At 40.1% G+C, this 24,428-nt stretch carries 21 protein-coding genes; 5 read left to right on the top strand and 16 right to left on the bottom strand.

The features are described 5' to 3' along the window. Positions 1-56: 56 nt before the first annotated feature. The 5 genes from ACFPFU_RS10535 to ACFPFU_RS10515 form a co-directional block, all read right to left on the bottom strand. On the bottom strand, positions 57-5,555 hold the full coding sequence (locus ACFPFU_RS10535) for a helicase-related protein (RefSeq protein WP_377064250.1): 5,499 nt from the start codon (positions 5,553-5,555) through the stop codon (positions 57-59). Further along, positions 5,555-6,004, bottom strand: coding sequence for a DUF1896 family protein (locus ACFPFU_RS10530; protein WP_377064248.1), 450 nt, complete (start codon positions 6,002-6,004; stop codon positions 5,555-5,557). The genes ACFPFU_RS10535 and ACFPFU_RS10530 overlap by 1 nt, the downstream gene beginning before the upstream one ends. Before the next feature lie 15 nt (positions 6,005-6,019). Then, positions 6,020-6,352, bottom strand: a complete 333-nt coding sequence (locus tag ACFPFU_RS10525; protein WP_465263030.1) for a DUF4134 domain-containing protein — start codon at positions 6,350-6,352, stop codon at positions 6,020-6,022. A 109-nt stretch (positions 6,353-6,461) separates the two neighbouring features. Continuing rightward, positions 6,462-6,896, bottom strand: a complete 435-nt coding sequence (locus ACFPFU_RS10520; RefSeq protein ID WP_377064246.1) for a hypothetical protein — start codon at positions 6,894-6,896, stop codon at positions 6,462-6,464. Between the two features lie 140 nt (positions 6,897-7,036). After that, positions 7,037-7,498 carry a hypothetical protein gene (locus ACFPFU_RS10515; RefSeq protein ID WP_377064244.1) on the bottom strand — a complete coding sequence of 154 codons (462 nt, stop codon included), beginning with the start codon at positions 7,496-7,498 and terminating at the stop codon, positions 7,037-7,039. Positions 7,499-7,712: 214 nt separating this feature from the next. Between ACFPFU_RS10515 and ACFPFU_RS10510 the strand changes: the two genes are divergently transcribed. Further along, complete coding sequence (locus tag ACFPFU_RS10510) at positions 7,713-8,312, top strand: RNA polymerase sigma factor (protein ID WP_377064242.1); 600 nt, start codon at positions 7,713-7,715, stop codon at positions 8,310-8,312. 9 nt (positions 8,313-8,321) lie between these two features. Here the strand turns inward: ACFPFU_RS10510 and ACFPFU_RS10505 are convergent, their stop codons facing one another. From ACFPFU_RS10505 to ACFPFU_RS10465, 9 genes are all read right to left on the bottom strand, one after another. After that, the gene (locus ACFPFU_RS10505; RefSeq protein WP_377064240.1) at positions 8,322-8,987 is read right to left on the bottom strand and encodes a nitroreductase family protein; all 666 of its coding nucleotides are present in this window, start codon (positions 8,985-8,987) and stop codon (positions 8,322-8,324) included. Further along, the gene (locus tag ACFPFU_RS10500; protein WP_377064238.1) at positions 8,987-9,586 is read right to left on the bottom strand and encodes a 7-cyano-7-deazaguanine synthase; all 600 of its coding nucleotides are present in this window, start codon (positions 9,584-9,586) and stop codon (positions 8,987-8,989) included. Before ACFPFU_RS10500 ends, ACFPFU_RS10505 begins: the two co-directional genes overlap by 1 nt. Next, on the bottom strand, positions 9,573-10,784 hold the full coding sequence (locus tag ACFPFU_RS10495) for a PfkB family carbohydrate kinase (protein ID WP_377064236.1): 1,212 nt from the start codon (positions 10,782-10,784) through the stop codon (positions 9,573-9,575). The genes ACFPFU_RS10500 and ACFPFU_RS10495 overlap by 14 nt, the downstream gene beginning before the upstream one ends. Further along, positions 10,781-11,107: a hypothetical protein gene (locus ACFPFU_RS10490; RefSeq protein ID WP_377064234.1), complete on the bottom strand. Its 327-nt coding sequence runs from the start codon at positions 11,105-11,107 to the stop codon at positions 10,781-10,783. The genes ACFPFU_RS10495 and ACFPFU_RS10490 overlap by 4 nt, the downstream gene beginning before the upstream one ends. 3 nt (positions 11,108-11,110) lie before the next feature. After that, positions 11,111-11,947 (bottom strand): 8-oxoguanine DNA glycosylase, encoded by an 837-nt coding sequence (locus ACFPFU_RS10485; protein ID WP_377064233.1) that lies wholly within the window; start codon positions 11,945-11,947, stop codon positions 11,111-11,113. Continuing rightward, complete coding sequence (locus ACFPFU_RS10480) at positions 11,947-12,147, bottom strand: helix-turn-helix transcriptional regulator (RefSeq protein ID WP_377064231.1); 201 nt, start codon at positions 12,145-12,147, stop codon at positions 11,947-11,949. The genes ACFPFU_RS10485 and ACFPFU_RS10480 overlap by 1 nt, the downstream gene beginning before the upstream one ends. 422 nt (positions 12,148-12,569) lie before the next feature. Next, the gene (locus ACFPFU_RS10475; RefSeq protein ID WP_377064230.1) at positions 12,570-12,830 is read right to left on the bottom strand and encodes a hypothetical protein; all 261 of its coding nucleotides are present in this window, start codon (positions 12,828-12,830) and stop codon (positions 12,570-12,572) included. Between the two features lie 306 nt (positions 12,831-13,136). Continuing rightward, positions 13,137-13,412, bottom strand: coding sequence for a hypothetical protein (locus tag ACFPFU_RS10470; protein ID WP_377064229.1), 276 nt, complete (start codon positions 13,410-13,412; stop codon positions 13,137-13,139). Then, positions 13,399-15,459: an AbiJ-related protein gene (locus ACFPFU_RS10465; protein WP_377064227.1), complete on the bottom strand. Its 2,061-nt coding sequence runs from the start codon at positions 15,457-15,459 to the stop codon at positions 13,399-13,401. The genes ACFPFU_RS10470 and ACFPFU_RS10465 overlap by 14 nt, the downstream gene beginning before the upstream one ends. 28 nt (positions 15,460-15,487) lie before the next feature. On the opposite strand from ACFPFU_RS10465, the gene ACFPFU_RS10460 reads away from it, so the two are divergent. The 4 genes from ACFPFU_RS10460 (at position 15,488) to ACFPFU_RS10445 (ending at position 23,046) form a co-directional block, all read left to right on the top strand. Further along, positions 15,488-16,519 carry a FecR family protein gene (locus tag ACFPFU_RS10460; RefSeq protein ID WP_377064225.1) on the top strand — a complete coding sequence of 344 codons (1,032 nt, stop codon included), beginning with the start codon at positions 15,488-15,490 and terminating at the stop codon, positions 16,517-16,519. 346 nt (positions 16,520-16,865) lie between these two features. Beyond that, entirely contained in the window at positions 16,866-20,312 is a 3,447-nt protein-coding gene (locus ACFPFU_RS10455) for a SusC/RagA family TonB-linked outer membrane protein (RefSeq protein ID WP_377064223.1), read from the top strand. Between the two features lie 8 nt (positions 20,313-20,320). Then, complete coding sequence (locus ACFPFU_RS10450; protein ID WP_377064222.1) at positions 20,321-21,709, top strand: RagB/SusD family nutrient uptake outer membrane protein; 1,389 nt, start codon at positions 20,321-20,323, stop codon at positions 21,707-21,709. A gap of 8 nt (positions 21,710-21,717) precedes the next feature. Then, positions 21,718-23,046 (top strand): TlpA family protein disulfide reductase, encoded by a 1,329-nt coding sequence (locus ACFPFU_RS10445; protein WP_377064220.1) that lies wholly within the window; start codon positions 21,718-21,720, stop codon positions 23,044-23,046. A gap of 152 nt (positions 23,047-23,198) precedes the next feature. On the opposite strand, the gene ACFPFU_RS10440 is transcribed toward ACFPFU_RS10445, so the two are convergent. Both ACFPFU_RS10440 and ACFPFU_RS10435 read right to left on the bottom strand, forming a co-directional pair. After that, positions 23,199-23,480: a DUF6520 family protein gene (locus ACFPFU_RS10440; RefSeq protein WP_377064218.1), complete on the bottom strand. Its 282-nt coding sequence runs from the start codon at positions 23,478-23,480 to the stop codon at positions 23,199-23,201. A 354-nt stretch (positions 23,481-23,834) separates the two neighbouring features. Continuing rightward, entirely contained in the window at positions 23,835-24,428 is a 594-nt protein-coding gene (locus tag ACFPFU_RS10435) for a Crp/Fnr family transcriptional regulator (RefSeq protein ID WP_377064216.1), read from the bottom strand.

Below are 24,428 nucleotides of genomic sequence, written 5' to 3'. Positions count from 1 at the left end.
TATTTCAAGGCAGTGGACTCTTGAGGAATTGTAGATGTTATATGTGCCAGTATTCCTCATATTTTAATTGCTGATTTGGTCGGCACTTTCTTCACTTTCTGCTTCTTACCGTTTAGACCGTGTCCATTAACCCGTTTTTTGACTGGAGGTGATACAGTCTGGGCCTGAGGTGTATCTTCCGCTACCTGCCCTTTTTGAATGTTGATGGCTATTTCCCTTTCCAGACTGGCCAATTCATTCTTCAGTTCTTTAAGCTCACCGGATTTTTCAAAGGGTTTTTGGGAGAGCCTTTCCAGGTTGGGAATTTCCTCTTCCAACTCTTTTTTCTTCTTTTCATATTGGGACTTGACAGTCCCAACCCTGTCGATGGCATTTAAAAAATGGCGGGCTGCCAGCTTCGGGTTATCGGTGTTGGGAACTCCTCTGTTGTGGGTGTATTTCAGACCTGTTTCCGGGCTTTCCAAATAGAAGCTGTTCGCATAGTTTGTGTACACTTTCCCCTCAACTTGATAAACCTGTTTTTGCCTTTTTATAAAGAGGTCAAACCCATAGAGTGAGCCTATTTTGGCATGGCCTTCCTCCCCCGATCTGGGTTTCCAATTTTGATGGAGATTGATGATATGCGCCCCTGTTTTTTCCGGCTTATCGGAATGAAAGCCCTCCAGTTTGATGGGATTGGATTTGCTCCCGTCCTTTTCATGCTTAAGGAGGTTGTGGTACTTCTTTTCGTCTGTTGAAAGTCTTCCCAGATTGTTATCCGTTTCATCCAGCGTTTCCCGAAGGAACCCAAGCTTCACTTTTGATCCGGCACATTCTTTCATATGGGCCGCACGAAGGCTTTCCAGTACGGCAACTTTCTTTTCCAGTTTTGATTTTTCCAATAATGAAGTGTCGCCTGAAAGGATAGCGATGTACTCCGAGAAATTCATTCCGTTCTGCTCATCTAAACTTCCCTCATCCAGTCTTCTGACCTGCAGGGAGCCGTTCTTCATCTGACTTATGAATGTCTGTTTGTTTTTCAACAGGTTGAATTTATAGTTGTCCAGAGATTGCTCCACGGCATACACAAAGCTCCTTACCTTATTTCCGTAGTGTTCTTTGGCAATCCAATTTCCCTGTCTGGCTCCTCTGCCACTTCGTTGTTCCAATTCCGAGGGCTTCCACGGAATATCCAGATGGTGCATGGCTACCACTCTTTCCTGTACATTGAGACCTGTTCCTGCCTTGTCGGTGCTTCCGATCAGTATCCTTATCTGTCCACTGTTCATCAACCTGAAAAGTTCAGCCCGTTTACGGTCTGACCACTGGTGGATATAGGTAATTTCATTTGCGGGAATACCAAAATCATTGACGAGTTTTTCCTTTAAGGCGTCATACACATTGAAGCCGTCCTTCGGCGTACCCGTATCTGAAAAAATGATCTGTGTGCCTTTATGGGGCATGCTCTCTCGGTAGATTTCTGCCACCTTCCTTGCGCAAACATTGACTTTGCTTCCGGGATGGTCTACATATTCCTCACCTACCAGTCGCATATCCAACGCCATCTTTTTGGCACAATTGGTGGCAATTAACATACGGGCTTTGTCTTCGGACTTAGAAAGAGGCGATCTCCCAATCAGAGTGGCATCCCCGGATTTTGCAAACTCCATCAACTTTCTAATAAATTCCTGTTGGTCTGGTGTAGGATTTATGTTGACCAGTTTTTCATTCAGTTCCGGTTTGTCCAGCCGGATATGTTTGGCGGTTTTGTAATCGGTGATCTCATTATAAAACATGGCCAGTTCGGGCACTTTGATAAAATGCCGAAACCGCTCTTTTGCGATAATCTGGTTGGTCACTGAAAATTCAAAGTCCACGGTTTTGCGGGCGAACACCGCTGCCCATGCATCGAAGTTTTCTATTTGTTGCCTTTTGAGTTCGTTGGGACGGAGGTATTTGAACAGCAGGTACATTTCCGTCAGGCTGTTGGAAATGGGGGTTCCGGAAAGGAAAGTGGCACACAGGTCTGATTGGAATTTTTCCTGCAATGTGCGGATGGCAAAAAGCATGTTCAAGGCTTTCTGGCTTCCCTTAGTGTTTCCAAGACCTGCCACCCGATTATGCCTTGTGGTGAATGTCAGGTTCTTGAATTTATGGGACTCATCGACCATGATATGGTCAATACCCATTGACTGGAAGTCAATGTGGTCGTCTTTTTTCTTTTCTATCCGCTGTATTGCCTCTTTGAGTTTACTTTCAAGGTTGGTCTTGCGGATTTCCAGACCTTTCAGCATCCGTCTGTTTACTTCCCCTCCAAGGTTGCGGATGGTTTCCAGATCTTTTTCCACATTGTCCAGTTCCTCACTGAAGATCTTTTGCTGGATTTCCGGCGATTGGGGAATTTTGCCAAACTGGTCATGGGTCATGACAACACAGTCCCAATCGTTGTTTTTGATCTCGTGGAATAATCGGAGCCTGTTGGCAGGAGTAAAATCATCAACAGTGGGAGCCAAAATACGGGCGTTGGGGTACGCTGTTGAATAGGTTTCAGCTATTTCACCAACGTTGGCTTTCAACGCCAGAATTACAGGCTTTTTAACTATTCCCAGACGTTTCATTTCACGACTGGCAACGATCATTGTCAGGGTTTTTCCCAAGCCCACTTCATGGTCGACCAACGCACCCCTGTTTTGAATGATCCTCCATGCAGCATTCTTCTGGGAACTGTACAGTTCTTCAATGTCGAGTGCTTTTTTGTCCAGCCCGGGAAATTCCAGATGGCTGCCATCATATTCCCGTAGGACATAGCAGTTATAGGTTTGATTATATAGCTGTTCGAGGTCTTTTTTGTCCGTTTCCGGTAATCCATTGAGCCATTCGGTAAAGTGGCTTCTGATGGACTCTACCTTCTGGTGTGCCAATTGGATGGCATCATTGTCGGGAACCCTAAGCGTTTTACCTTCGGCCAGTTCTATCTCATAAGTGAAAAACGGAGTGGTATTTTCAAGGGCATGCTCCAGAATGCTGTTGCCATACATGGTTTTACCATTCCGGGGAGTCACGGCAAATTCCCGCCATATCTTTATATTTCTACCCTGTGGGATTGCCCGGAAGGTGTCAAGGGAAGGAAAATATTTTACCGGTGTTTGGGTATCAAATAAATGGGAAGCAAACTTTGTATAGTATTCTTCCGGGATCCAACGCTCGCCCAGATTGAAATCCAACAGTTCAAAAGGAATAGGAGCGGGCTGGACATCGCTGATTGCCTTCAGGCTTTCCTGCAGGTGAAGGTTGTCGGGTTTTTTGTCAGCTGCCTTTTCTGCCGTTTTCAACTTTTCCAACACGTTGCCGGACAGGTAACTATCAGCTGTCTCCCATGTATCGTTGGCGGGATTGAGGTATATTTTGTGTTTTAGGGAATCCAGCACCTCATGGTTGTCCATCCCAGCGGCACTTTGGATAAAGTCCAGGTTTACCTGTCCGTAATCACTGAGGGAACGGGCAAGTGCGGCCAACGGATCATCGGTAGTGTAGCGGACGGATTTTTCATCAATGTCCGCATTGAAAACATCCGATTTTACAAACCTCTCTTCGTCCCTTCTTTCCAGCGAGGACAATATGATCAATCCATGTGATTTGTCTTCTCCTATAAGTGCCCTGTTCTCCTTCCGGTTGAGCTGTCCGAAATTTCTGTGAAAATCGTCATAAGCTCGGTTGAGGTCTTCGATTTGATCTCCTTTTTTTTCGGGAGACATTTCAAAATAGGTATCCCTTAGCCGGATGTATTTAAGATAAAAATCAAGGTTTTTGTCGGACTGCAACAAAGGCACGAAGGAAAGTGCTTGACTTCCGTTACCAGATGGTTCCAACCTGCCCGCCTTTCCATTCATTACTACCAAAGAACCCGGTTTGTGAAAGGGTTTGAGGTGATGGAAAGCAACCGGTTTGTCCAATATTTCCTGAAATGCGGTTTTAAGGCTTTGATCTCCTTCAAAAATATAGGTGTGGTCAAATTTCCTTAATTCGCCTGTGAGGTTTTGCAGTTCGTGGGGAAGCACAGCTCCATTCATCCAATTGGCAGAAAAGGATACTTCCTGAAGATTTGAGTAAAGTTTGTAATAGTATCTGGAATTGTTCAGAGAACGTGCGGCCAACAGTACTATGCTTTCATGGCCCGGATTGTCTTCTGTTTTGATCACCCCAAGCATTTTGACAGATTGCTTCTGAATGACCGATTCATCCAGGCTGTTTAGATAATCCATTGCCCGGTTGCTGCTATCGGCTGGCATGGCATCAAAAAGGCCAAGCTGAACACTTTCCTTTTTTTCTTTCACCTTTGGAGCGGGGGTGTAAGTGAGCTTTTCCCCTTTGTGTTTCTTTTGTTGGGAAGGCTCTGTCCTTAGCTGTTTCCCCAGAGAATTGAAGGCTTTTGCATTGAATCTTTCCTGAAAGTCTGTATTGAGCAGTCCGCTCAGTGTATCGCCTATATCACTGATATTCCCGGTCTGCCATACGGAAATATTGGCTTTCCCATATTGGTTCTTCCCGGGGCTTACTTCGTTGCCAACAATTCGTGAAGGATGCGATGCGATAAATTTATTCTGATCGAAATCCCCGAAGTCATTGTTCTTTTTGACCGTTTCCAGCAGGCTTTTTTCATCAACTGACAGCCCTTCTTTATTATCGTTTTTCTGGACAACCAAAAGATGGTTTGGTGCTTCTACATTCGCGGTTTCCTTCATCAGGTTGTCCGGCATAACCGACAGGCTGACAAAATCAGCTCTTTCGAAAAGGTGTTGCCGGGCAGCTTTGTTCGACGGGCTGTTCAAAAATGCATCTGTGGTAATATAGGCCATCAGGCCGCCGTTCCCCAGTTTATCCAGTCCTTTGGCGAAGAAATAATTGTGAATCTTGCCTGATAATTTCTTGTCGGGATATGCAGGGTCATACACCGAGAAATTTCCGAAAGGAATGTTGCTGACCACCAGATCATATTGCCCGTTTTCCGTATTGGGTGTATTTTCAAATGGAGTGATATTTACTTTGGCAGGTATCCCGGAAATCCTAACCTGTGCTTTTAGAATCAATCCTGCTATCCTATCTTTTTCTACTGCGGTTACGGAAGAAATGTCGGGAAATGCCCTGACAGCATCTGAAATAAATACCCCTGCCCCCGCACTTGGCTCGTAAAGGTTCACAGGCCTTACACCCTGACTGCTCAGTGCCTGATATAGAACTTTGGGGACAATTTCAGGTGTATAGAATGAAGTCAGTACACTGTTTTTAAGTGACTGTATTGCATCTTCGTATTCCGCATGGGAAAGGTTTTCTTTTAGCAGGGTGTTTAACTGCTGAATACTGTCGTACAGTTGCAAATCCTGTTTGGATGCGCCAAGGTTTTTCCAATCGTCCTTTTTATTCTCCAAATACAAGACGGCCTTGATTCCTCCAAATCCTGAATATGTCCTGAGGGTGTTGAGATCTTCTGGTTCAGGCTGTTTGCCATCCATGACAGCAAAAGCCACCCGAATGGCATTGATGTTTTCCTGTAGCTTGTGTTTGGGATTGTAGGCCATCAGTAATTTTCCTGTGATTGTTGCATCAGGTACTCGTGCAGGGTGCCGGTGACGGCGTAGTAGAGCTCCCTGCTTTCTTCAAATGGTCTATCAATATCAAAGGCATCAAAGACCTGAGCACATTCCCGGAGCATATTCAATACTTCCCATCGGAGAATTCCGTTGGCCTGAAACCTTAGGAAATCATTGCTGAATTCTTCCTCCAGTACATTCAGTATGTAGTTATAGCGGGATGGGGGAAATTCCCCCGCCAATGCATCCATGCATTTTTCCACAATGATGTATTCAGGTATCTTTTGACCTCCCAATTCTTCCATCAGAGAGGTAACCCCTTCCACCTTTTGCTCGATGAAAGCGGTTATCCCCTGGTCTTCCTGCAGATCATTCAGTAGATCAGGATGTTCTGACAGCAGATAGTTGTGAAGTTTTTCCTTCAGGATGTGTTTCATGAAATAACAGGGCTTTTACAGTCCGAAGAAGCTTGAAAGTACAGTGGCCACCAGTACCAGAAATATGCATGATCCGAACCATGCCGTGGCGACTTTCCCGGTATCATGGTCTCCACTGTTCCATTTGTTGTACACCTTAATAGCACCGATAAGCCCGACCAATGCGCCGATGGCATACATCAGGTTGATGGCGGTTTGGTAATAGGTTATGATGTGGTTGGTCGCATCAACTATCCCGGCAGTGCCGCTTTGGGAAAAGGCTTCTAAGGAAACCAGTACAGTGATGAGGGTAAGCAGAAACAGGAAATGCATGTTTCTTCCGGGACGGGTAGTGATGTTTAGTTTCATATTTTTTGCTTTAAAAGGTTATTTGAATTTCAGGTGTGTTTCGTTAATCACACTGGCTTTGATTAAGTCGGAATTTTTAGATTAGTTGTTAATTTGTCAGGCAACCTTGCTATCGGATCTTAAACCCTTTTTTTCGGGAAGAAAGCTGTTGTTTAGGCTTATTGGATACTTGAGCAAGAGCTTCTTTTACTGTCGGAACTGACCCTGTTGTAAGATTTTTCAGCTCCGATTTTTTCATTAAATGCCCGTAACGGTTTGTCCTTTTAATTTCCATTTTCTGTACATCGAATTTGCCGTCCTCATATTTTACCCACATATGGCATTCAACTTTTGGTTTGTCTTCGCTATTCCATTCGAGGTAAGTCCTTAATGACAGGCTATCAGAATACAGCGGTTTGTCTGTACCATTTTTACACGCCTCCAAAAATCTGCTGATGCTGGCTTTGATTTTGTCCGGATAGGCTCCTTCTGTATGGAAGTATCCATTATAGCTTTTATCCATCAGTGTTTTTGCGAATGTGTCTAAATCAAGTAACTGTTTCATCTGTTTATAATTTGTTTTTTTATGGTCACATAGCATGCACCGAACTTGATTCGGGAGAATCTCTCATCGTCAATAATCATCCCTTCCCGATTCTCGGGAAAGACTGTATGTGCCACTTGCGTCATGCTCGATTTCATAGATTATTTGCTTTTGTTGGGAAGCATATTTTCTATGATGGTTTTCCAGCGTTCTTCCAACTCCTCATGGGTGATCTCCAGACCGATCTTTTTGGCTTCGGCGTGGATACAGTTGTTGATGGCGTGCCTGAAAGCGGGTACTTTCAATCCCTTAAAAGATTCCAACTTTTGGGATATCTGAAAAAGCAGTACTTTTTTGTCCTTTGACCGGGCAAAGGCGGGGAATACTTTTTTCCTTAGTTCGGCATTGATCTGTTCGAGTTCCGCAAAGACCTCTGCAAATTCCGTTTCGGATAAAATGATCGAGGTTTGGGAAGGCTGTTTCTTGTTTCGCGAGGAAATTTTCAGTTCGAACATTTTGGAAAGCTCCTTTCCGAAATAGCGAATGGCTACGTAGCCGTAATAGAGTGCGAAGAAAATCCCCAGAGACAGAAAGAACTGCTCCCAACTGATTTGGTTGAACATAGTGAAGGGTTTTAATGAAACTTTTTTGGCATTTGAATGGGGACAAAATTCCGGGGATAGGAGCGATTTTTTTCACACCCTGATTTGGAAGTGGGTAAAATTCTTTGGGCAATCCGGCACTAAAAAAATTTATCCGAGAGTAAATTTTACCTGAATTGTTGATGCAAAAGCAACCACAATTATTATATTTATATCTGAAACCTAAAGAGTTAGCGTGAACAGCAAGCAGCCTATATCGGAAAAAGATTTGGTTATCCGGCTGAAAGCCGGTGATGAGAAATCTTTTGCACTACTGTATGATGCCTATAAAGGAAAGTTGTACGGCAACCTGCTCAGGTTGGTCAAGGATGAAGAAATTGCCAGGGAATTGATGCAGGATGTGTTTGTAAAGCTATGGCAAAAAAGAGATGAGCTTGACCCGGAAAAATCCATTGGGGCGTTTTTATTTAGGGTGGCGGAGAACAAAGCCATAGATTTTTTTAGGAAAGCAGCCCGGGACAGAAAACTTGAAGCCATGTTGGTCGCCGTTGCCACGGAGCACTACAGCCATATTGAAGAAGGGATATACCAAAAAGAGACGATGGCCAGCTTAGAGCAAGCCATCAAAAAGCTGCCCCCTCAAAGGCAAAGAATTTTCAGGTTGATTAAACTGGAAGGCAAGACTTATGATGAAGTCGGTCAGTTGCTGGGATTGACCCGTTCTACGATCAATGACCATATCGTAAAGGCTACCCGCTCTGTAAAGGAGCAATTGTTTCTTTCAGGGGATTTTGTCAAGGGGCTGGTTGTGGTTGCTTTTGTGGAGTTGTTGTGAGTTAATAGTTTATTTTCCGATTAAAATACCACCTCCTGATACCAGATTTTGTGTTCCAAAAAGTTTTTTAAATGAATCTGATGCCAACGTTCCAAGAGGACATGATTTGTAACCAAGATAAGTTGAAATTAGCTGGATACAATAAAGAAGTGCACCTGTATCTTTCCAGTATAAACTTTCCGGGTTTGTGTATTTTGAACTTGTTTTTTTGGTTTGGATTGAGAACCATATAAGGACAGCATCTTCTATTATGATGTTTTCATTGATGTCGTTCAAAAATTCACGTAAATGAGGCTCTTTTATTAATAACTCGCTAAGACTGTGATCAATTGGGTTGTAGTAAGATAAAATCCTTTTGTGTATTGTCTCCTCTGGAAGTGAAACTAACAAATCAACCGGATGTCTGGCCCCAGCAGATGGAGTAGTTCGCTTTGTTGTTATGAAACCACTGTTGTCAGCAGAAATGGAATAAACTTTAGTACAGAGATGTAAAACTTCAGCTATCTCCATTAAATCCAGTTTTGAAAACCCTGAATTCGATCTGCGAGAGAACAAAACATCTAAAAACTCTACATTTTTCTTTCGAAATGTGCGATCAAGTTTTTGTTTTTCTTTAATCGGATATTGATAGGGGATAAATCTATCAGGTTGGTCTTTTGGCGTTGGATCTTTCATTAGTCAATACCTAATTCCTGTAATGTAAATAGATACTTTTTACATCCATTGCAATTCATACACGGTGTATTCGATGTATGGCATGAGTGCGCCCACAGCAACAAAGAATTTGGGATGCCGGATTTTTGGATCAATTCCATAGTACTCATATCAATAGCAGGGGAACTAATGGATATATTTCCTTCCTGAAAACGTATGAGTTGGGACAAGTAATCATAAAATTCTATAGTACCGTCCCTATGAGAAGAATCTGTTTTTACAGACCCTACATATAATTCCATTACTCCAAAAGCTACGGCTTTCATGGAAGCCAACGTAACAAGTAATTGATTTCTGTATGGCCACCATTCTGTAACAGGAGCTACAGAAAGCGGTTCGTTGCCACTCATGTCACCTGATCCTAATGAAGAACAATCGACTTCAATTACATGATGTTCTATTCCTAAAAATTTTGATACTTCACGTGCTGCTTGTATTTCGGCAAGGGCAGGCTTTTGACCATAGTTTATAGTAAAAGCAAAAGTTGGTCTTTTCCAGTACGCCAGAGCGATGGAGTCCATGCCTCCTGATAGTAATATGCCTGTTTTAATGTGTTTCAAGAGACCAATAGGTTTTGTAAATTGCCGTGGTTAAGTCTTTTTCTATTATACAGCCGGATCCTTCGAGCATTTTTAAAGATTCCTCCCCTTCATTTTGAACAAAGGCGATGACTTTTTTCCCCTGCGATACAGCATACCCTACTTCAAATAGGGTTCCTGAGTCTAAACCATCAATTACTGCAAAGACAATTTCAGATTCATCTAATCCCTCTAAGTCTTTGACAACAACATCATTTGCTTTTCCGTGACCCACATCATGAAATGGTGAAAAGACTTTTAGTCCAAGACCTTTTAATATATTCCAGATTTCATTGATAAGCCACCTTTCGCTAAATGTAAAAAAGGGGCCAGCCAGATAAATTTGTCCATTGGGAACCTCTTGAACAATAAGCTCAGGAAATGAAAATGAATTTAGCTTGTTATAAATAGAAAGGTCTTTAGAGTTACAGTAAAGAGCTGTTGCCATGCTAGCCAAATTAGCACTTTTTAACAGATCTTGACCTTCAAACCAGTTTAAAGCAAAATAGGCTGAGAATACATCGCCCGAACCAATTGGCCATACTTTATTTGTTCTATAGACAGGAATTTTGGTAGGGGGATTTTTGATAGATTCAAACAAAAGTGCTCCTTGAGCACCCATTTTGATTATTAAAGCGAAGCAATTTTCTTTCTCAAAAAAGAAATCTTTAATAACCGATAAATCGTCACTCCCAGCTATTTTCTTTGCTTCTGAATAGTTAACCACATAGGTTAATTGGTTTGCATTAGAACCAGTTGAAGTAAATGTTTTAGGGTTTGCAGGTGACTGTGGGTCATAAACAACTTTTTCGGCTTCAATTTTAAAGGAAGCTTCTAAAAGACCAAAAGCAAGTACGTTTTGACCTTTTACATCCAACTGGATATCAACTTCACTGAACAGGTCTGGTCTTGGAGAAATGGAGGGAGTTTTTAACGGATGATCATATCTGAATTCCGGGCTTTTGAAAATCTCCGTACATTGAATTGATAAATTAGGGTATATTTTCTCGTAATAATTAAGGTGAGCACGTACTTCACTGTCTGCACATGTGTGAAAGATGACTTCTTCTGAGTTATCTTTTTCCAAAAGCAAGCTTACCGCCCGGAAACCTGAGCCAAAAATATTTTCCCAAATGGGTTCAAAACAAATTTCGGTATAAGTGCCCCCTACGATAATCATACCGCTCGAATTTGCACTTTACACTGACCATTTTCAATGGCTAAAACTTCAGCTTCATACTCAGTGCCTCCTATGATGCAATTGAGCAGCCTTATTTGTTCTCTGGAAACAATGTTTCCAGCAAGTTGTCCATTTTCATCATAGGCTTGGATAGGGCCTTGATCGCTGGCTGTTTGAATGGTCAATATGTCGCCCTTGTTCAAATTGCCAATTACCGATGCCTGAGGTGAAGCCAAATTAGTATTAATAACTAATTCCTGACAGTTTTCATTTTCATTAGGCCGGTTGATTGATGGCGATCCATCGTTGGAGTTTCCAGACATAATTCATTGTTTTTTTCGGTTATTATTGATTGCTTTTAGTGCTACTTTATTCGACTCTTTCATCTGTAACCACATCAGTGCATCCATTTTAGAAGGTTGAACCTCTAACTTTTTGCAAAAATCCAAAAAAATCTTTTCCAATATAAAATAATCCTTTTGAATATCAAGGTGATTGGAAATCAGACCCATCAATTTACACGCCCTGTGTATATGGACATCAATTATCGCTACATTCTCACTGTTTAGGAAATTGCGTGTTATCCATGATGCTGTTTTTGGACCAATGCCATTTACAGATATAAGCCATTCTCTAAAAGTTAAATCACAATAATACGGTATAGAATTCAAATCATCCCGATTTAAGAATTCAGAAATGAATTTGGCTTTTTGGTTCGGAAACCTATAATGAACCTTTTTTTGCTTGTTCGAAAACGGTTCTTTGAGAGATTGACAGATCGTGTCAAATGAAGCTCCTTTTTTAATTTGTCCTCTTTTCTTAAGGCGATCAAAGGCTGCTAATCCTATTTCAGATTTTAGCCCAAAACCACCAAGTAAACATGCGACCACTTCTTCCAGAATATTTTCACCAAGTCGATAATTGATGCTGAAATTATTGTCTTGGTTATGCATTAAATATTGGGCCTTCCAGTATGCGGGAGTAAACAGTTGGCTATAGTAACCCCATTTTATTCCTGAAAATAGTTCTATTTGGGGAGTAGGGATACATTCCAGCTCCTTGGCTAAATAAGGCCACATTACTGTCTCATCTATAATTGGTAGCTGTGATCGGTTGGATTGTAATTTCAAATTTAGTTGCATATTGATGATTTTTTGACTCATTAGTTAGATGATTCCAGTTGAAAAATGCTTTCTACAGGAACCTGAAATACTTGTGCAATTCTCAGCGCTAAATCAACAGAAGGTGTTTTTTTGCCTCTTTCAATGGAGTGTATGGTTTGTCTGGATACATTTACTTTTTTTGCCAGTTCTTCTTGAGAAAGCCTGAGTTTTGCCCGCTCCACGTGAATAGTATTCTTCATTTGATCCGATCCGACTATGTAGAAAATTGCTGCAAGACAAGTCGTTAGCTTTATTATTATGATTGCAAATATATACTAAAGTTTACCTATTGACAATTAAAGTTTACAATTGCTTTAGAAAAATGCAATTTCAAATTGGATTTCCTCTATAGTAAGTTCTGAAAAAATAATTATCAGTAGTGAATTTTTAGATTATGCAAGTGGTGGGAAATGGCAAGTGTATGACTGAATGAGTTCAGGCGAAGCAGAAACGAATGAAGGAATACTTTTGCCGTGCGGTGCCGGAAGTGGGTGAATGAATGCGTGAGGAACAAACGTCTGGAATGAACAGACTGGAGGGACATTGGAGAGTAATGGTCGTTTTGACTGTGCCATAGATTTATATCTTTCCAATAGGCATTATGTGGATATGTATTTTAAAATCAAGGGGTACACATATCAATAAAATCGGCACTTTCTATCAGTTTCTGTTGCAAAATTCCTTCCCAATGATTATGTCCAAATATTTGACGGTTCCTATCAATAGTACCTTTGATAACGCTTACAATTGTTGCAATAGGAAGTGAAGCTTCAAGCGAGCTAATAATGCTGTTTCTTAATTCAGATACGATTTCGTCACTTTTTCTACTAAATCTTTCTAGCAGATGCAGGCGAGAATAATGACTTTCAATTACTGAAAACAATCTTGCATCAATGTTTGCCCTTGAGTTATCTATATAAAATTTAGGACTTATGGTGTTTTCATCAAAATTAAGATCAACATATAAGAACTGAGTCTGGGGCAGTATATCGAGATAAAGGTTTAAGAATAATGCATTATTTTGGATTCTCCATGTTTCACTTTTATATCCATTACACTGCGAACAACAAGGAAACAGGTTTATTGGGTTTACGGCAAATTCAGCAAACTCATCTTTAGGAAGAATGTGATCGAAGGTGTTAACCTGATTGATTGTGCAGTTTTGGCAAGTATCTTGAATTCTATTTTGTTAATTAGTTGTCAGGTTTATTTTAAGGTCTTGAAAAATTTTTAACCTATATCTATAAAGGCTTAATAAATCAGCTTTTTCCTGATTGGAGTAACCACGACAACTTAATGAAGTCAATCTATTATCATCAAATAGACTTTTGTAGTCTTGAAAACATAATTTAATATCATCAATGAGAATTCCCATTCTAGATTTTAAAGCTTCTTCTCTCTTCTTTTGTACTATATCTCGAAAAAAGTCAAAAGTATCACCTTGATAGTGCTTAAGATTTCTCATTGTTAAATAAACTTGCTATAAATAATTTTGCATTCAAACTTAAAGGCAAATTGTCCGATTCAAGAGCTTGGGTTATTTCCAGAGATGACTTCCCGTTTGTCTTCATGTCCTCAATAATCTTTTTGTATTGTTTGGGGATTTCTTTGTTGCCAAATACCTCTTCCGTCAAAGTAGTCAGATTTTCCCCAAATGATTCAATGCCAATTTTTCTAATCGATGGAACATTATTGTGTCTTTCAATTATAAAGACATTTTTGGATAAAATGTCACGAATTATAAGTGGAGAATGCGTGGCTAATATACAGTAAGATTCAAATTGGTGCACAAGTTCATATATGGTATTTGTTAGCTGTGAAATTGCATTGGGATGCAAATGTGTTTCTGGTTCATCGTAAATCAATAGGGAATCATACCTGATATTTGCAACAATTTGTGTGATTATGTAAAGAATAATGCTTTGTCCTGAACTAAGCTTATTTCTTGCTTTTGAAAACTCTTTGATGTCTACTTCATATTCAGTGCCTTTTTCAATAATGAATTCAGATATAATATCTTCTTCAAGAAAATTCAAAAGTATTGTAATCCACTGTTGCATTCTGCCTAACTCCTTGATTTTTTTCCAAGAATGGTGGAATCTGTTTACAAGCCCACTATCTGAAATATCCTTTCCATCTTCATTTTTTAAACCGCAATAGATATAATTGAATGAAGCTGTTCTCTTAGGGATTTCAAAGGAGTCAAATGCACTATATGAAACAGCTATTACTTTACTAAATAACGGTACTTTTGGGATGAATAAATCAATATTCTTTTTTGAAATAGAGACAGGTAGTGAAGTTATAAGCTGGGTTTTTCCCGTGCCATTTCTGCCAATAATTGCATATACTCTATTGGGAAATGGATTGTCGCTATTAAACTGAAAATCAATGTCGATTGTCGAATCTGAAAACTTTGGGGTGAAAGAATATTTAAAGCTATATAGGTTTTTAAGTTCGTAGCCAAAGAGTTTATATTTTATTTCTCTTAATAGCCTTTCAACCTCATCGTCTCGAATAAGGGAATTTATAAATGTCCTATGATTTTCATACTTTTCAAGAATCTCTGGGAAAAAAGAGGCGTCCCTCAATGAATACAAAACACTTTCAAAATTCTTATCAAAATGTTCCTTTATATTGAAATAAAAACCTTGATCCTGACCTAGAGAGCAAAAACTATCTTCTAATTTTGTAAATTCTTTTGGAATGTTTTCAAAGGTATTGCTCTCTTCATTGTGCATTATTTTTGTTTTGCCAATGCTAAAACCTTCTTGATTTTCATCGTAGTAATACAGAAAAAACTCAGTCCATTTCCCATAATCATTCCAACGATCATTATATGCCAAAACGAATGAAGGGAATTTTGAAGGGGGAGAATGAGAATGGATTCTATTAGCCCACCCTTTATCTGGATGTACCACAAAAAAAGGAATCGAATTTACTTTTAATCCAAAAGGGATATCTTCAATTTCTCCCCTAGGCTTAACTCTATAAATCGGAAGTTGAGTTTCGACATCAAAGTCAGAAACAGATAAAAACAGATTTGCCTTTTCAAAGTAGGGATTAAGCAATAAAAAAAACTTTGATATTTCATCTTCATTTCGTCTTATTTCTGGCGAAATGACGGTTTCAACAAATAAAATAAAACTCTCATCATCCTTAAGTAAATTCAGTCTTTCATTAAAAAGATAATCGTAATTCCAGTCGTCGTTGTTTACTAAATGCTGATAGAAATCACCGTATGCATCATCAAAACGAGGATCTTGTGAAGGCATTGTTCTCAAATCCCAAATTTTAAGTATGAATTCGAGTATACCTTCTGGATTATCAAATCCCCCAAATGGAATAGATTGGCTAAGGATTGTTTTTAATATTTCCGATTTTAATTTAACCGGAACAATGAGCTTATCTGACATTGCTTTGTTTTCGTTACTATTAATTTGTTGAGTAGTAAAATCTCGACCAAAATAAGAAATATTTCCCACCCCCAGCAGATACACCTTCCTTCCCAAGCGTATTCAATATAAAGACAGTAAAATAATGGCTTGGGAAGATCAGGAACGACTTAGGGAAATATTCATCAAGTATCTGGACAATCAGTGTACCCCTGCGGAGATGGCAGAACTGATGGAATATTTCAGAGAAGAGGATAACCCCGAAAAGCTTCAGGAAATCATCAGACAGCAAATGGGGCAACCCGTAAACAAAGCTTTTGAGGACAGTCCGAAAGGGAAGGCTCTCTTTGATCATGCCTTTATGGAGATTCAGAACAAAATCTGGTCTGAGCAAGCACCTGAGACCAAAGTCAGAACTATCCATATCTGGAAGCGAATTTCCGTAGCTGCGGCCATAGTCTTCTTGATGGGCTTATCCTGGATATTCAGAGATACCCTGATAGATTGGATCATCCCGGTAGAGGTACAATATTTGGCTACGCAGACAGGGGAAAGACAACAGATCACCCTGATCGATGGCACAGAGGTATGGCTTAGCCCGGATAGTAGATTGGGATACCCTGAAAAATTCAAAGGAGACATCCGTGAAGTCATCTTGGAGGGAGAAGCCTTCTTCGATGTAGTCCCTGACTCGGCAAAGCCATTTGTTATTAGGAGCGGTGAAGTGAGCACGACCGTATTGGGAACATCCTTTAATGTGGAGGCTTACGAAGAATCCGATATAGCCGTTACCGTTCTTACCGGATCGGTATCCGTACTTGCTACGGACGTGGAGCCCATAAAACTCGCTCCACATGAACGGGCGGTATTCAACAGTACAGAGAAGTCCCTCATCAAAGAAAGCGCCCCGGATGCCGAAAAACTACTAGCACAAAGGGAAGGCATATTCGAATATGAAGGGACTCCACTGACAGATATAGTAAAAGACTTAAACAGGCAATACAAGGCCATTGTGAAATTGGAAGGTGATCTGGCAGAGCGTAGCTTTTACGGTATGCTTGATGCCAATCAGGGAATCACTGTTTTTCTGGAAAAACTGAGTCTCACGCTTGATGCCAAATGGCAACAGACAGGTGATCAGGAGTATATAATCAGCATAAACCCAGATATACAGTAAAGCTTTCTTCATAAGGTTAACGGTAGATTTCCGGTTAATCACCCCCAATAGGAACTGTCCGGGGTCATGCCCCGGCAGTTTCTTCACAATGCTGAAAATAAACAAGGAATAAAGCCCATCCTATAATTTGTATAACCAAGCTCAACTGGAAAAAGGAAGCCTCCCGAGTGGGAGGCGGGCTTTTAATTATAAACAATCCGCCTATGACAAATCCATGATCAAAAATCCTGCTCCCCACCCAATGAATGGGAAGGGAGAGGAAATTTAAGATAAATGTTTCCCCGGCTAAATGCCCAAGTCCGCAAAAACCAAGCAGAAAGCCGTCCACACTTAACAGACTAAAAGTATGAAAAAAATTCTACTTCACCATGCAGGTGGGGCAGACAGGACATTTTCCACGATCTCCTGTCCGGAATCCGACCTGCATCACCTAAACCCAGGCAGGGACAAAGCTTCCAGCCCATCCCTCACATCCATTATTACCAAGTTTATGAGATGGAGTGTCATTATAATCGGAATTATTTGCTGTACAGCCATCACCCTTATTGCCGGTGATGTAAAAGGACAATCTCCACTCGAAACAATAGTCACTGTCAACATCAAAAATGAGCCTTTGAAAGCTGCCCTTGATCAAATATCGAAGGTAAGTGGGGTGAAATTTATGTATAGCGATGCCATTGCTTCAAGTACGGTTAGAGTAAGCGTAGGTGCCGAGGACAGCCCTCTCAGGGAAGTGTTGGAGCATGTTTTTACTCCTATTCCATATAGCTATCGTCTTGTAGGAGAGGAAATCCTTGTGCGTCATGAACCGGGAAAGCTTATACAGCAGAAGAACAACAACCAAGTTCCAAACCCTTTACCAGAGGTTGATTTAACCGTAAGTGGTACCGTAACCGATACAACCGGGCTGCCCCTTCCCGGAGTGACGGTTCAGGTTAAGGGGACAAATAAAGGGACGGTTACTGATGATGAAGGGATGTTTACCCTGAATGGACTTGAAAATGATGCGACCTTGCAGTTCCGGATGCTTGGATTTTACTCCCAAGAAATTCATGTGGGAAATCGGGAAGTTATAAATGTGATGATGAAGGAGAGATTATCTGAGCTTGATGAGGCGGTAGTGATTGGGTATGGTACAACGACAAAAAGATTCAACACAGGAGCAGTATCAACTGTCACTTCAGAGGAACTTTCAAAACAACCAACTAACAATATATTAGGGGCATTATCCGGCAGGATACCTGGGTTATTAGTAACACAAAGTAGCGGAGCACCGGGTTCTTCCTTTGATATTCAAATTCGGGGGCAAAATTCAATAGCACAAGGCTCTGAACCACTAATTTTAATTGATGGTATTCCTTTCTCTCCGGGAAATGAAAACATCAACACAATGGTATCTTCAATAGGAGCAAGTATTTCAGGTGGCGGACTTAGTCCTTTCAATAGCATCAACCCAAATGACATAGAACGTATTGAAGTGCTTAAAGATGCTGATGCCACAGCGATCTATGGGTCAAGAGGTGCAAACGGGGTCATATTAATTACTACCAAAAAAGGGCATATAGGAAAAACACAAATTACGGTTAACGTAAATCAAGGGATAACACAAGCCCAGAAAGGGGTGCCTCTTTTGAACACAGCCCAATATCTGGAAATGCGCCAAGAGGCATTTCTTAATAGCAATATAGAACCTAATATCAATAATGCACCTGATCTTGTGGCATGGGATCAGAACCGCTATACTGACCTGCAGAATGAGCTTGTTGGCAATATGGGCCATGTGACCAATGCTCAATTGTCTGTTTCCGGAGGTAATGAAGGCACTCAGTTTTTATTAGGTGGAGGATATTACAGAGAGACCAACGTATTTCCTGACAAATTGGACAATAATCGTGGATCAGTAAATGCAAATATCAATCATAATTCTTCGGATAAACGCTTTCAACTAACTTTCTCAGGAAGTTACACAGCAACTACTAATAATTCCCCAGGTCAAGACTTGACCTTCTATACTTTTCTTCCACCTAATGTCCCATCATTTTTTGATGAGTGGGGGAGTCTTAAATGGGAAGAGCATGGTACGAATTACGATAATCCATACCGTTACTTATTTAACAAATACAAGGCCAACACAGGGAATTTAATGAGTAGCCTTAATCTAAATTATAGCATTCTATCTTCATTGAATTTCAAAGTATTGATGGGATACAATGAGTTAAATGCCAATGACATGAAACTTTTTCCAAAATCTTTCAGACCTCCTACAGATGAGCAACCCAGTACTGCACAATTTGGGAATACACAATACAAGGGTTGGAATATTGAGCCACAATTGGAATATATAGCAGGTATTTGGAAAGGAGAGTTAAATGTATTGGCGGGAGGGACCTTTCAAGAGAAATTGCAAACGGGAAGCTTCCTTAATTTGAGTGGGTTTCCCAGTGATGCCCTGTTGGAATCAGCTCAAGCTGCCAGTAATGTAGTATCTCAGTCTAGTACAAACATATTGTATCGTTACCAAGCGGTTTTCGGAAGGATCAACTATAATGTTCAGAATAAATATCTCGTAAATATCACAGGTAGACGGGATGGTTCCAGTCGCTTTGGACCAGGACAGCAATATGCCAACTTTGGAGCGATTGGTGCAGCTTGGATTTTTACGGGGGAGAACTGGCTAAAAAATTCGCCATCCTTACTGAGTTACGGTAAGCTAAGGGGGAGCTATGGTATCACGGGCAACGATCAAATCGGTGACTACCAATATCTTGATGCTTGGGGTTCTTTTTCTTCTAATAGTTATCAAAACACATCTACCTTACAGCCCCTTAATTTATTCAACCCCACTTATGGCTGGGAAGAGAATAGAAAACTTGAATTTGCCATTGAATTGGGATTTTGGAACGACAGGTTATTGCTCTCTGCCGATTTCTTCCGCAACACCAGTAGTAACCAGTTGGTAATGTACAGATTGCCTTATATGACCGGCTTTGGTTCAATTACCAATAATTTTCCTGCATCAGTGGAAAACAAAGGCTGGGAAATCCAGTTGAATGGAGAAATATTTAAAAACCAGAATTTTCAATGGAACGGCAGTTTCAATATAACTGTACCAAGAAATACCTTATTGGATTTTCCCGATATAGAGTCAAGCACCTATGCTTCATTGTATGAAGTAGGTAATTCTTTGAACAGCATCTACAACTACAGATCTTTAGGTGTTAATCCAGAAACAGGTTTGTTCTCTCTGCTTGATGTCAACGAAGACGGTTTTTTATTTCCCCTTCACGACAATATCATCAATGGTAATTTGGACCCAAAATACTTTGGCGGCTTCCGCAATACACTTCGGTACAAAGGACTTGAATTGGATATGTTCTTTGACTACAGAAAACAAATGGGAAGGAATGCTCTTTATTGGATGTATGAAAATAACCGGACACCAGGGACTTTTATCAATCAACCTCTTTTTGTATTGGGGCGTTGGATAAGTGAAGGAGACCACGCAGAGATAGAAAAATTCCTTGCATCAACAAACTTTAACAATGCTAATATTGCAAGATCCAGTGCTGTTTTCTCAGACCAGTCGTTTATCCGGTTACGGAGCATTCATTTTTCATATAGTTTGCCACAGTTGCTTTTATCGGCTATAAAAGCAAAAAATGTCAACATATATTTTCAGGGACAGAACCTATATACCTGGAACAATGACAAAGGATATGACCCCGAGAATCAAAGCCTATATAATCTAGGCCCTTTAAAAAGCTATATCATAGGTGTTCAATTTACATATTAGAAGAAATCATGAAATCACTATATAACAAGAAAATAAAATTTGTGGGGTTGCTCTTTATGATTTACAGTCTACATGCTTGTAATTTCATAGATATAAAGACTCCCACAGACAGAATTGTTACGGCTACGCTATTTGAAGACGATGCCACCGCAACAGCAGCCGTTTTAGGACTTTATGGCAGGCTGGTTGATACTACTCCCCCCTTTTCTAATGGCGCCGTTACTATTTTTACAGGATTGGCTTCAGATGAGCTGGAGTATACAGGTACTTCTGCTGCCCAAGTTCAATTCTTTGAAAACAACATTGCCGTAAACAATAGCATTGTATATACAAATTTTTGGCGAAATGCCTACGAAATCATCTATCAGGCTAATGCATGTTTGGATGGGTTGGAAAATTCAACTTCAATTACTGAAAATACTAAAAATCAGTTATTGGGAGAAGCTTATTTTATCCGTGCATTTTGCTATTGGTACCTTGTAAATCTATTTGCAGATGTGCCGTTGATTTCCGGTACAGATTATGAAACCAATGCGCAACTGCCACGTACCAATGTCGCTTTGGTAAAAGAAAATATCCTTTCCGATTTATTTTTAGCAAGTGACCTACTAACTCCCGATTACCCCTCAGCCGGAAAATTCAGGGTAAATTACTATACCGTTCTTGCCCTACTTTCAAGATACTACCTGTATGAGGAAAACTGGATAGAGGCAGAAAGGCTTACGACCGAAATCTTGCAATCGCCCCTTTATCAATATGAATCCGATATTATTAGCATATTCCTCACTGAAAGCACAGAAAGTATATGGCAATTGGTAACTGCAGACCAATCATTATTCAATACGGTGGAAGGGAACAGATTTATTCCTACTACCTCAGCAACAACAAGGCCCAATTATACGGTTTCTCAACATCTATTGGAATCTTTTGAAGAAGGAGATGTGCGTAAAGTTAATTGGATAGAAACTAAAACCGTTCAAGGGGTTGACTACTATTACCCATTCAAATATAAGATAAGATTGAATGCAATAAAGACTGAAACTTATGTCATCTTTAGATTGGGAGAAATTTATCTTAACCGTGCAGAATCTCGTGTCCATTTGGGGGATATTTCAGGGGCATTGGATGACTTGAATATTATACGTGGCAGAGCAAATTTACCGGAACATACAGTCGGGAACACTGCAGACATCCTTTCAGCTATCTATCGGGAAAGACGAATTGAACTTTTTGCTGAATGGGGCAATCGCTGGTTTGATTTAAAACGCACAAGCAGAATAGGTGAAATACTGACTGCGGTAAAACCCAATTGGCAACCTACTGCCGAATGGTTACCCATTCCGGCCAATGAAATATTGGTCAATTCTAATCTGACTCAAAATCCAGGATATAACTAATAAGAAGTATGAAATCGTCAAAAAGATTATATATCACCATACTCATCCTCGTGTGCTCTTGCACAATTGGGCAGAAGTTAAAGGGGCAGGAACTGACTACAGTACGAATTGGTGACAGAATACCTAATGTGTTATTGCCCGAGTTGCTGAACCACCCAAAAGGCTCTGCCCAACTCCATGATTTTTTGGGCAAACCCCTCATCATTGATTTTTGGTTTCTGGGTTGTTCCAGTTGTGTAAAGCTCATGCCTCATTTGGATTCACTCCAAAAAGAGTATCACGGGAAATTGCAAATCCTTTTATCAACTCATGATGAAAGGGAAAAAGTAGAGAATTTTTTTAACCGGAGTAGATACGTTCAAGGTATTAAATTCACACAGGTAATAAATGATGCTGTTCTGAAAAAACTATTTCCTGCAATGATAATGCCCCACCAAGTATGGATCGACAAGAATGGTATTGTCAAAGCCATAACTGACGGAAATAGTGCTACCCGCGAAAACATTGAAAAATTTATCGAAGGAAAGGATTTTGACTTTGTGCCAAAAATAGATGAAGAACTGGATCCTTTTGTTGCAAATGCAGTACAACCAGCAATGTTGTATAACTATATTGGTAATAAAGAAAAAATACTAAAATATTCTTATCTCAGTGAATTCCGCCCTGAATTTTCAGGGACATCGACTCGGTCCATTGAGGACCCAGTCAATCATATTCTTAGGTTCAAATCCATGAATAGTCATTTTCTAATGCTGTATAATTTTGCCTATGGAGGAGGGTTAGGAATCTTGGAGGACACCCATTTAAAAACGAGATTTATAATAGAGACTAATTCTACCCTGCCACGTGTACCAGAACTTAACAATTACAATCAATACTACTGCTATGATCTGATATGCAGATATGATGGGGCTGAAGATGGTATATCCAAGGCCATTTCCAAATATATGATTGATGACCTTGATAAAGCATTCAATGTAAAAAGTCATGAGGAAAAAAAACTGGTAAAATGCTGGGTATTGAAAGAGTACGGGGATTCAAAAGTTTATCAAGAACCCGTAGGTGAAGGAATGGGTTTTAAAGCGAATGCAGAGGAACTCGAACCGGGCAAACAGCTTATTATAGAAAATTTTTTTGTGAGGAATTTAACCCAGTTGTTAAACTACAATTCTGAGATACCATTTGTGAATAAGGTGGGAAATAAAGGGAAAATCAGCTTTATAGTAACATGGAAACCCAATAATGTAAAAGCCATGTCAGCAGAACTCCGAAAATATGGTTTGGAAATAGCGCTTGAAGACATGGAAAGGGATGTTATTGTTTTAAGAGACAGGTAGAAACTAAAATCCAAAATGAAGAAATTGCTTTAGAAGTTAAAGCGCTTCCGAAGTTTTACGAGAATAGGCTAAATAGGAAAAGGCTGCCCAAAAAATTTGGGCAGCCTTCATTTCCTCAGAAACTTAAATTGTTCCTTTTGAATCGCATATTGCTACTGTTTGGTGGTAGTAGCTACCACAGACCCAACTGGCTCTTGATTGGAATCAATTGATTCATATCCTCTTGCACATAACTCAATGGCAGGTGTGCCACATTGAGACTGTTGTTGAGCCTGTGTTTTTTCGCCCAGATAATTTTCATCAAGATCAAACCAATGGAGCATTTCGCTCGCATCTGTTTTAGATTCGGATGAGTTTGAAGATTGAGTTGCAAAAGCTAATCCAACTCCAAATACAAGTGCCATTACTGGCAACAGTTTTCTAAACTTTTTCATAGCTAAAAAATTTAAAGTTTAACATAGTTACACCAGAACCCACTTTGGGTCTAGTAAGAAATTGCCCTGTTTCATTTCTGTCAAAAGCCGGGCTTACTTCTGGCAGATGTTCTTGGAGCCTGATCTTTTTCTGAAAGGTACTTTTGACCAATCCGGTCGTAGTTAAAAAGCAAAGGCTTTAGAGCATACTTTCATAGTGAAGTAAATGTACCTCGTCTTTACCTGCCCATTGATTGACCTGAAACAAAAAATGAAATTGCCTTGGGACAATAAAAAATTGTTCCATAGCGAGAAAATAGTGTTCTAGAGGAACTTTAAAATTGCAGGGGTTTTCCTATTCCCTAAAAAAGTCAGTTAATTGTTGCCCTTTCTTAATTTTCTTCTCGCCCGGCTATATGTCGATGGGGTAATCTGAAGAAAACTGGCGATGTACTTAGCGGGTATTTTTTGGAGTAAATCGGGATATTTGTTTTCAAAATAGAAAACTCTTTCTTCTGCATCTGCTTTCCTTTGTAAATACTCCTTTTCCTTTGAGTTTTCTGCGTAGTAAGCTTCGGTGGCCAGCACCATTAGCTGGTTGGTTTCTGGAAACTCATTTAACATTTCCATCAGCTGCTCATAAGTGCTCGTCAGGGCAGTGGTTTCTTCAAGGATCCTGATGGCAGTATGAGCAGGTTCTCTTCTCATAAAGCCACTTGGCATTACAGTATCACCTGCTCTGAAAAATCTCATCGGAACAAGGTTATCGAAATCATCATAAGTGTACTCCATTGCTGTTCCTTGCAATAAAAACCAGCAATGGCCGGGCACTTCATCCAGACATACAATCGTCCTTGAAGTGCCATACCTTCGAATATCAATGGTGTTCAAGATATATGTTTTGAGCTCATTGTTTACTGTGATAAACCGGGACAGATAGTCAAAAAGCAGTGTGAGGTCTGTTTCCAT

This window comes from Negadavirga shengliensis (assembly GCF_042652345.1).
Taxonomy (GTDB): domain Bacteria; phylum Bacteroidota; class Bacteroidia; order Cytophagales; family Cyclobacteriaceae; genus Negadavirga; species Negadavirga shengliensis.
This window is presented reverse-complemented; position numbering and strand designations above follow the sequence as displayed.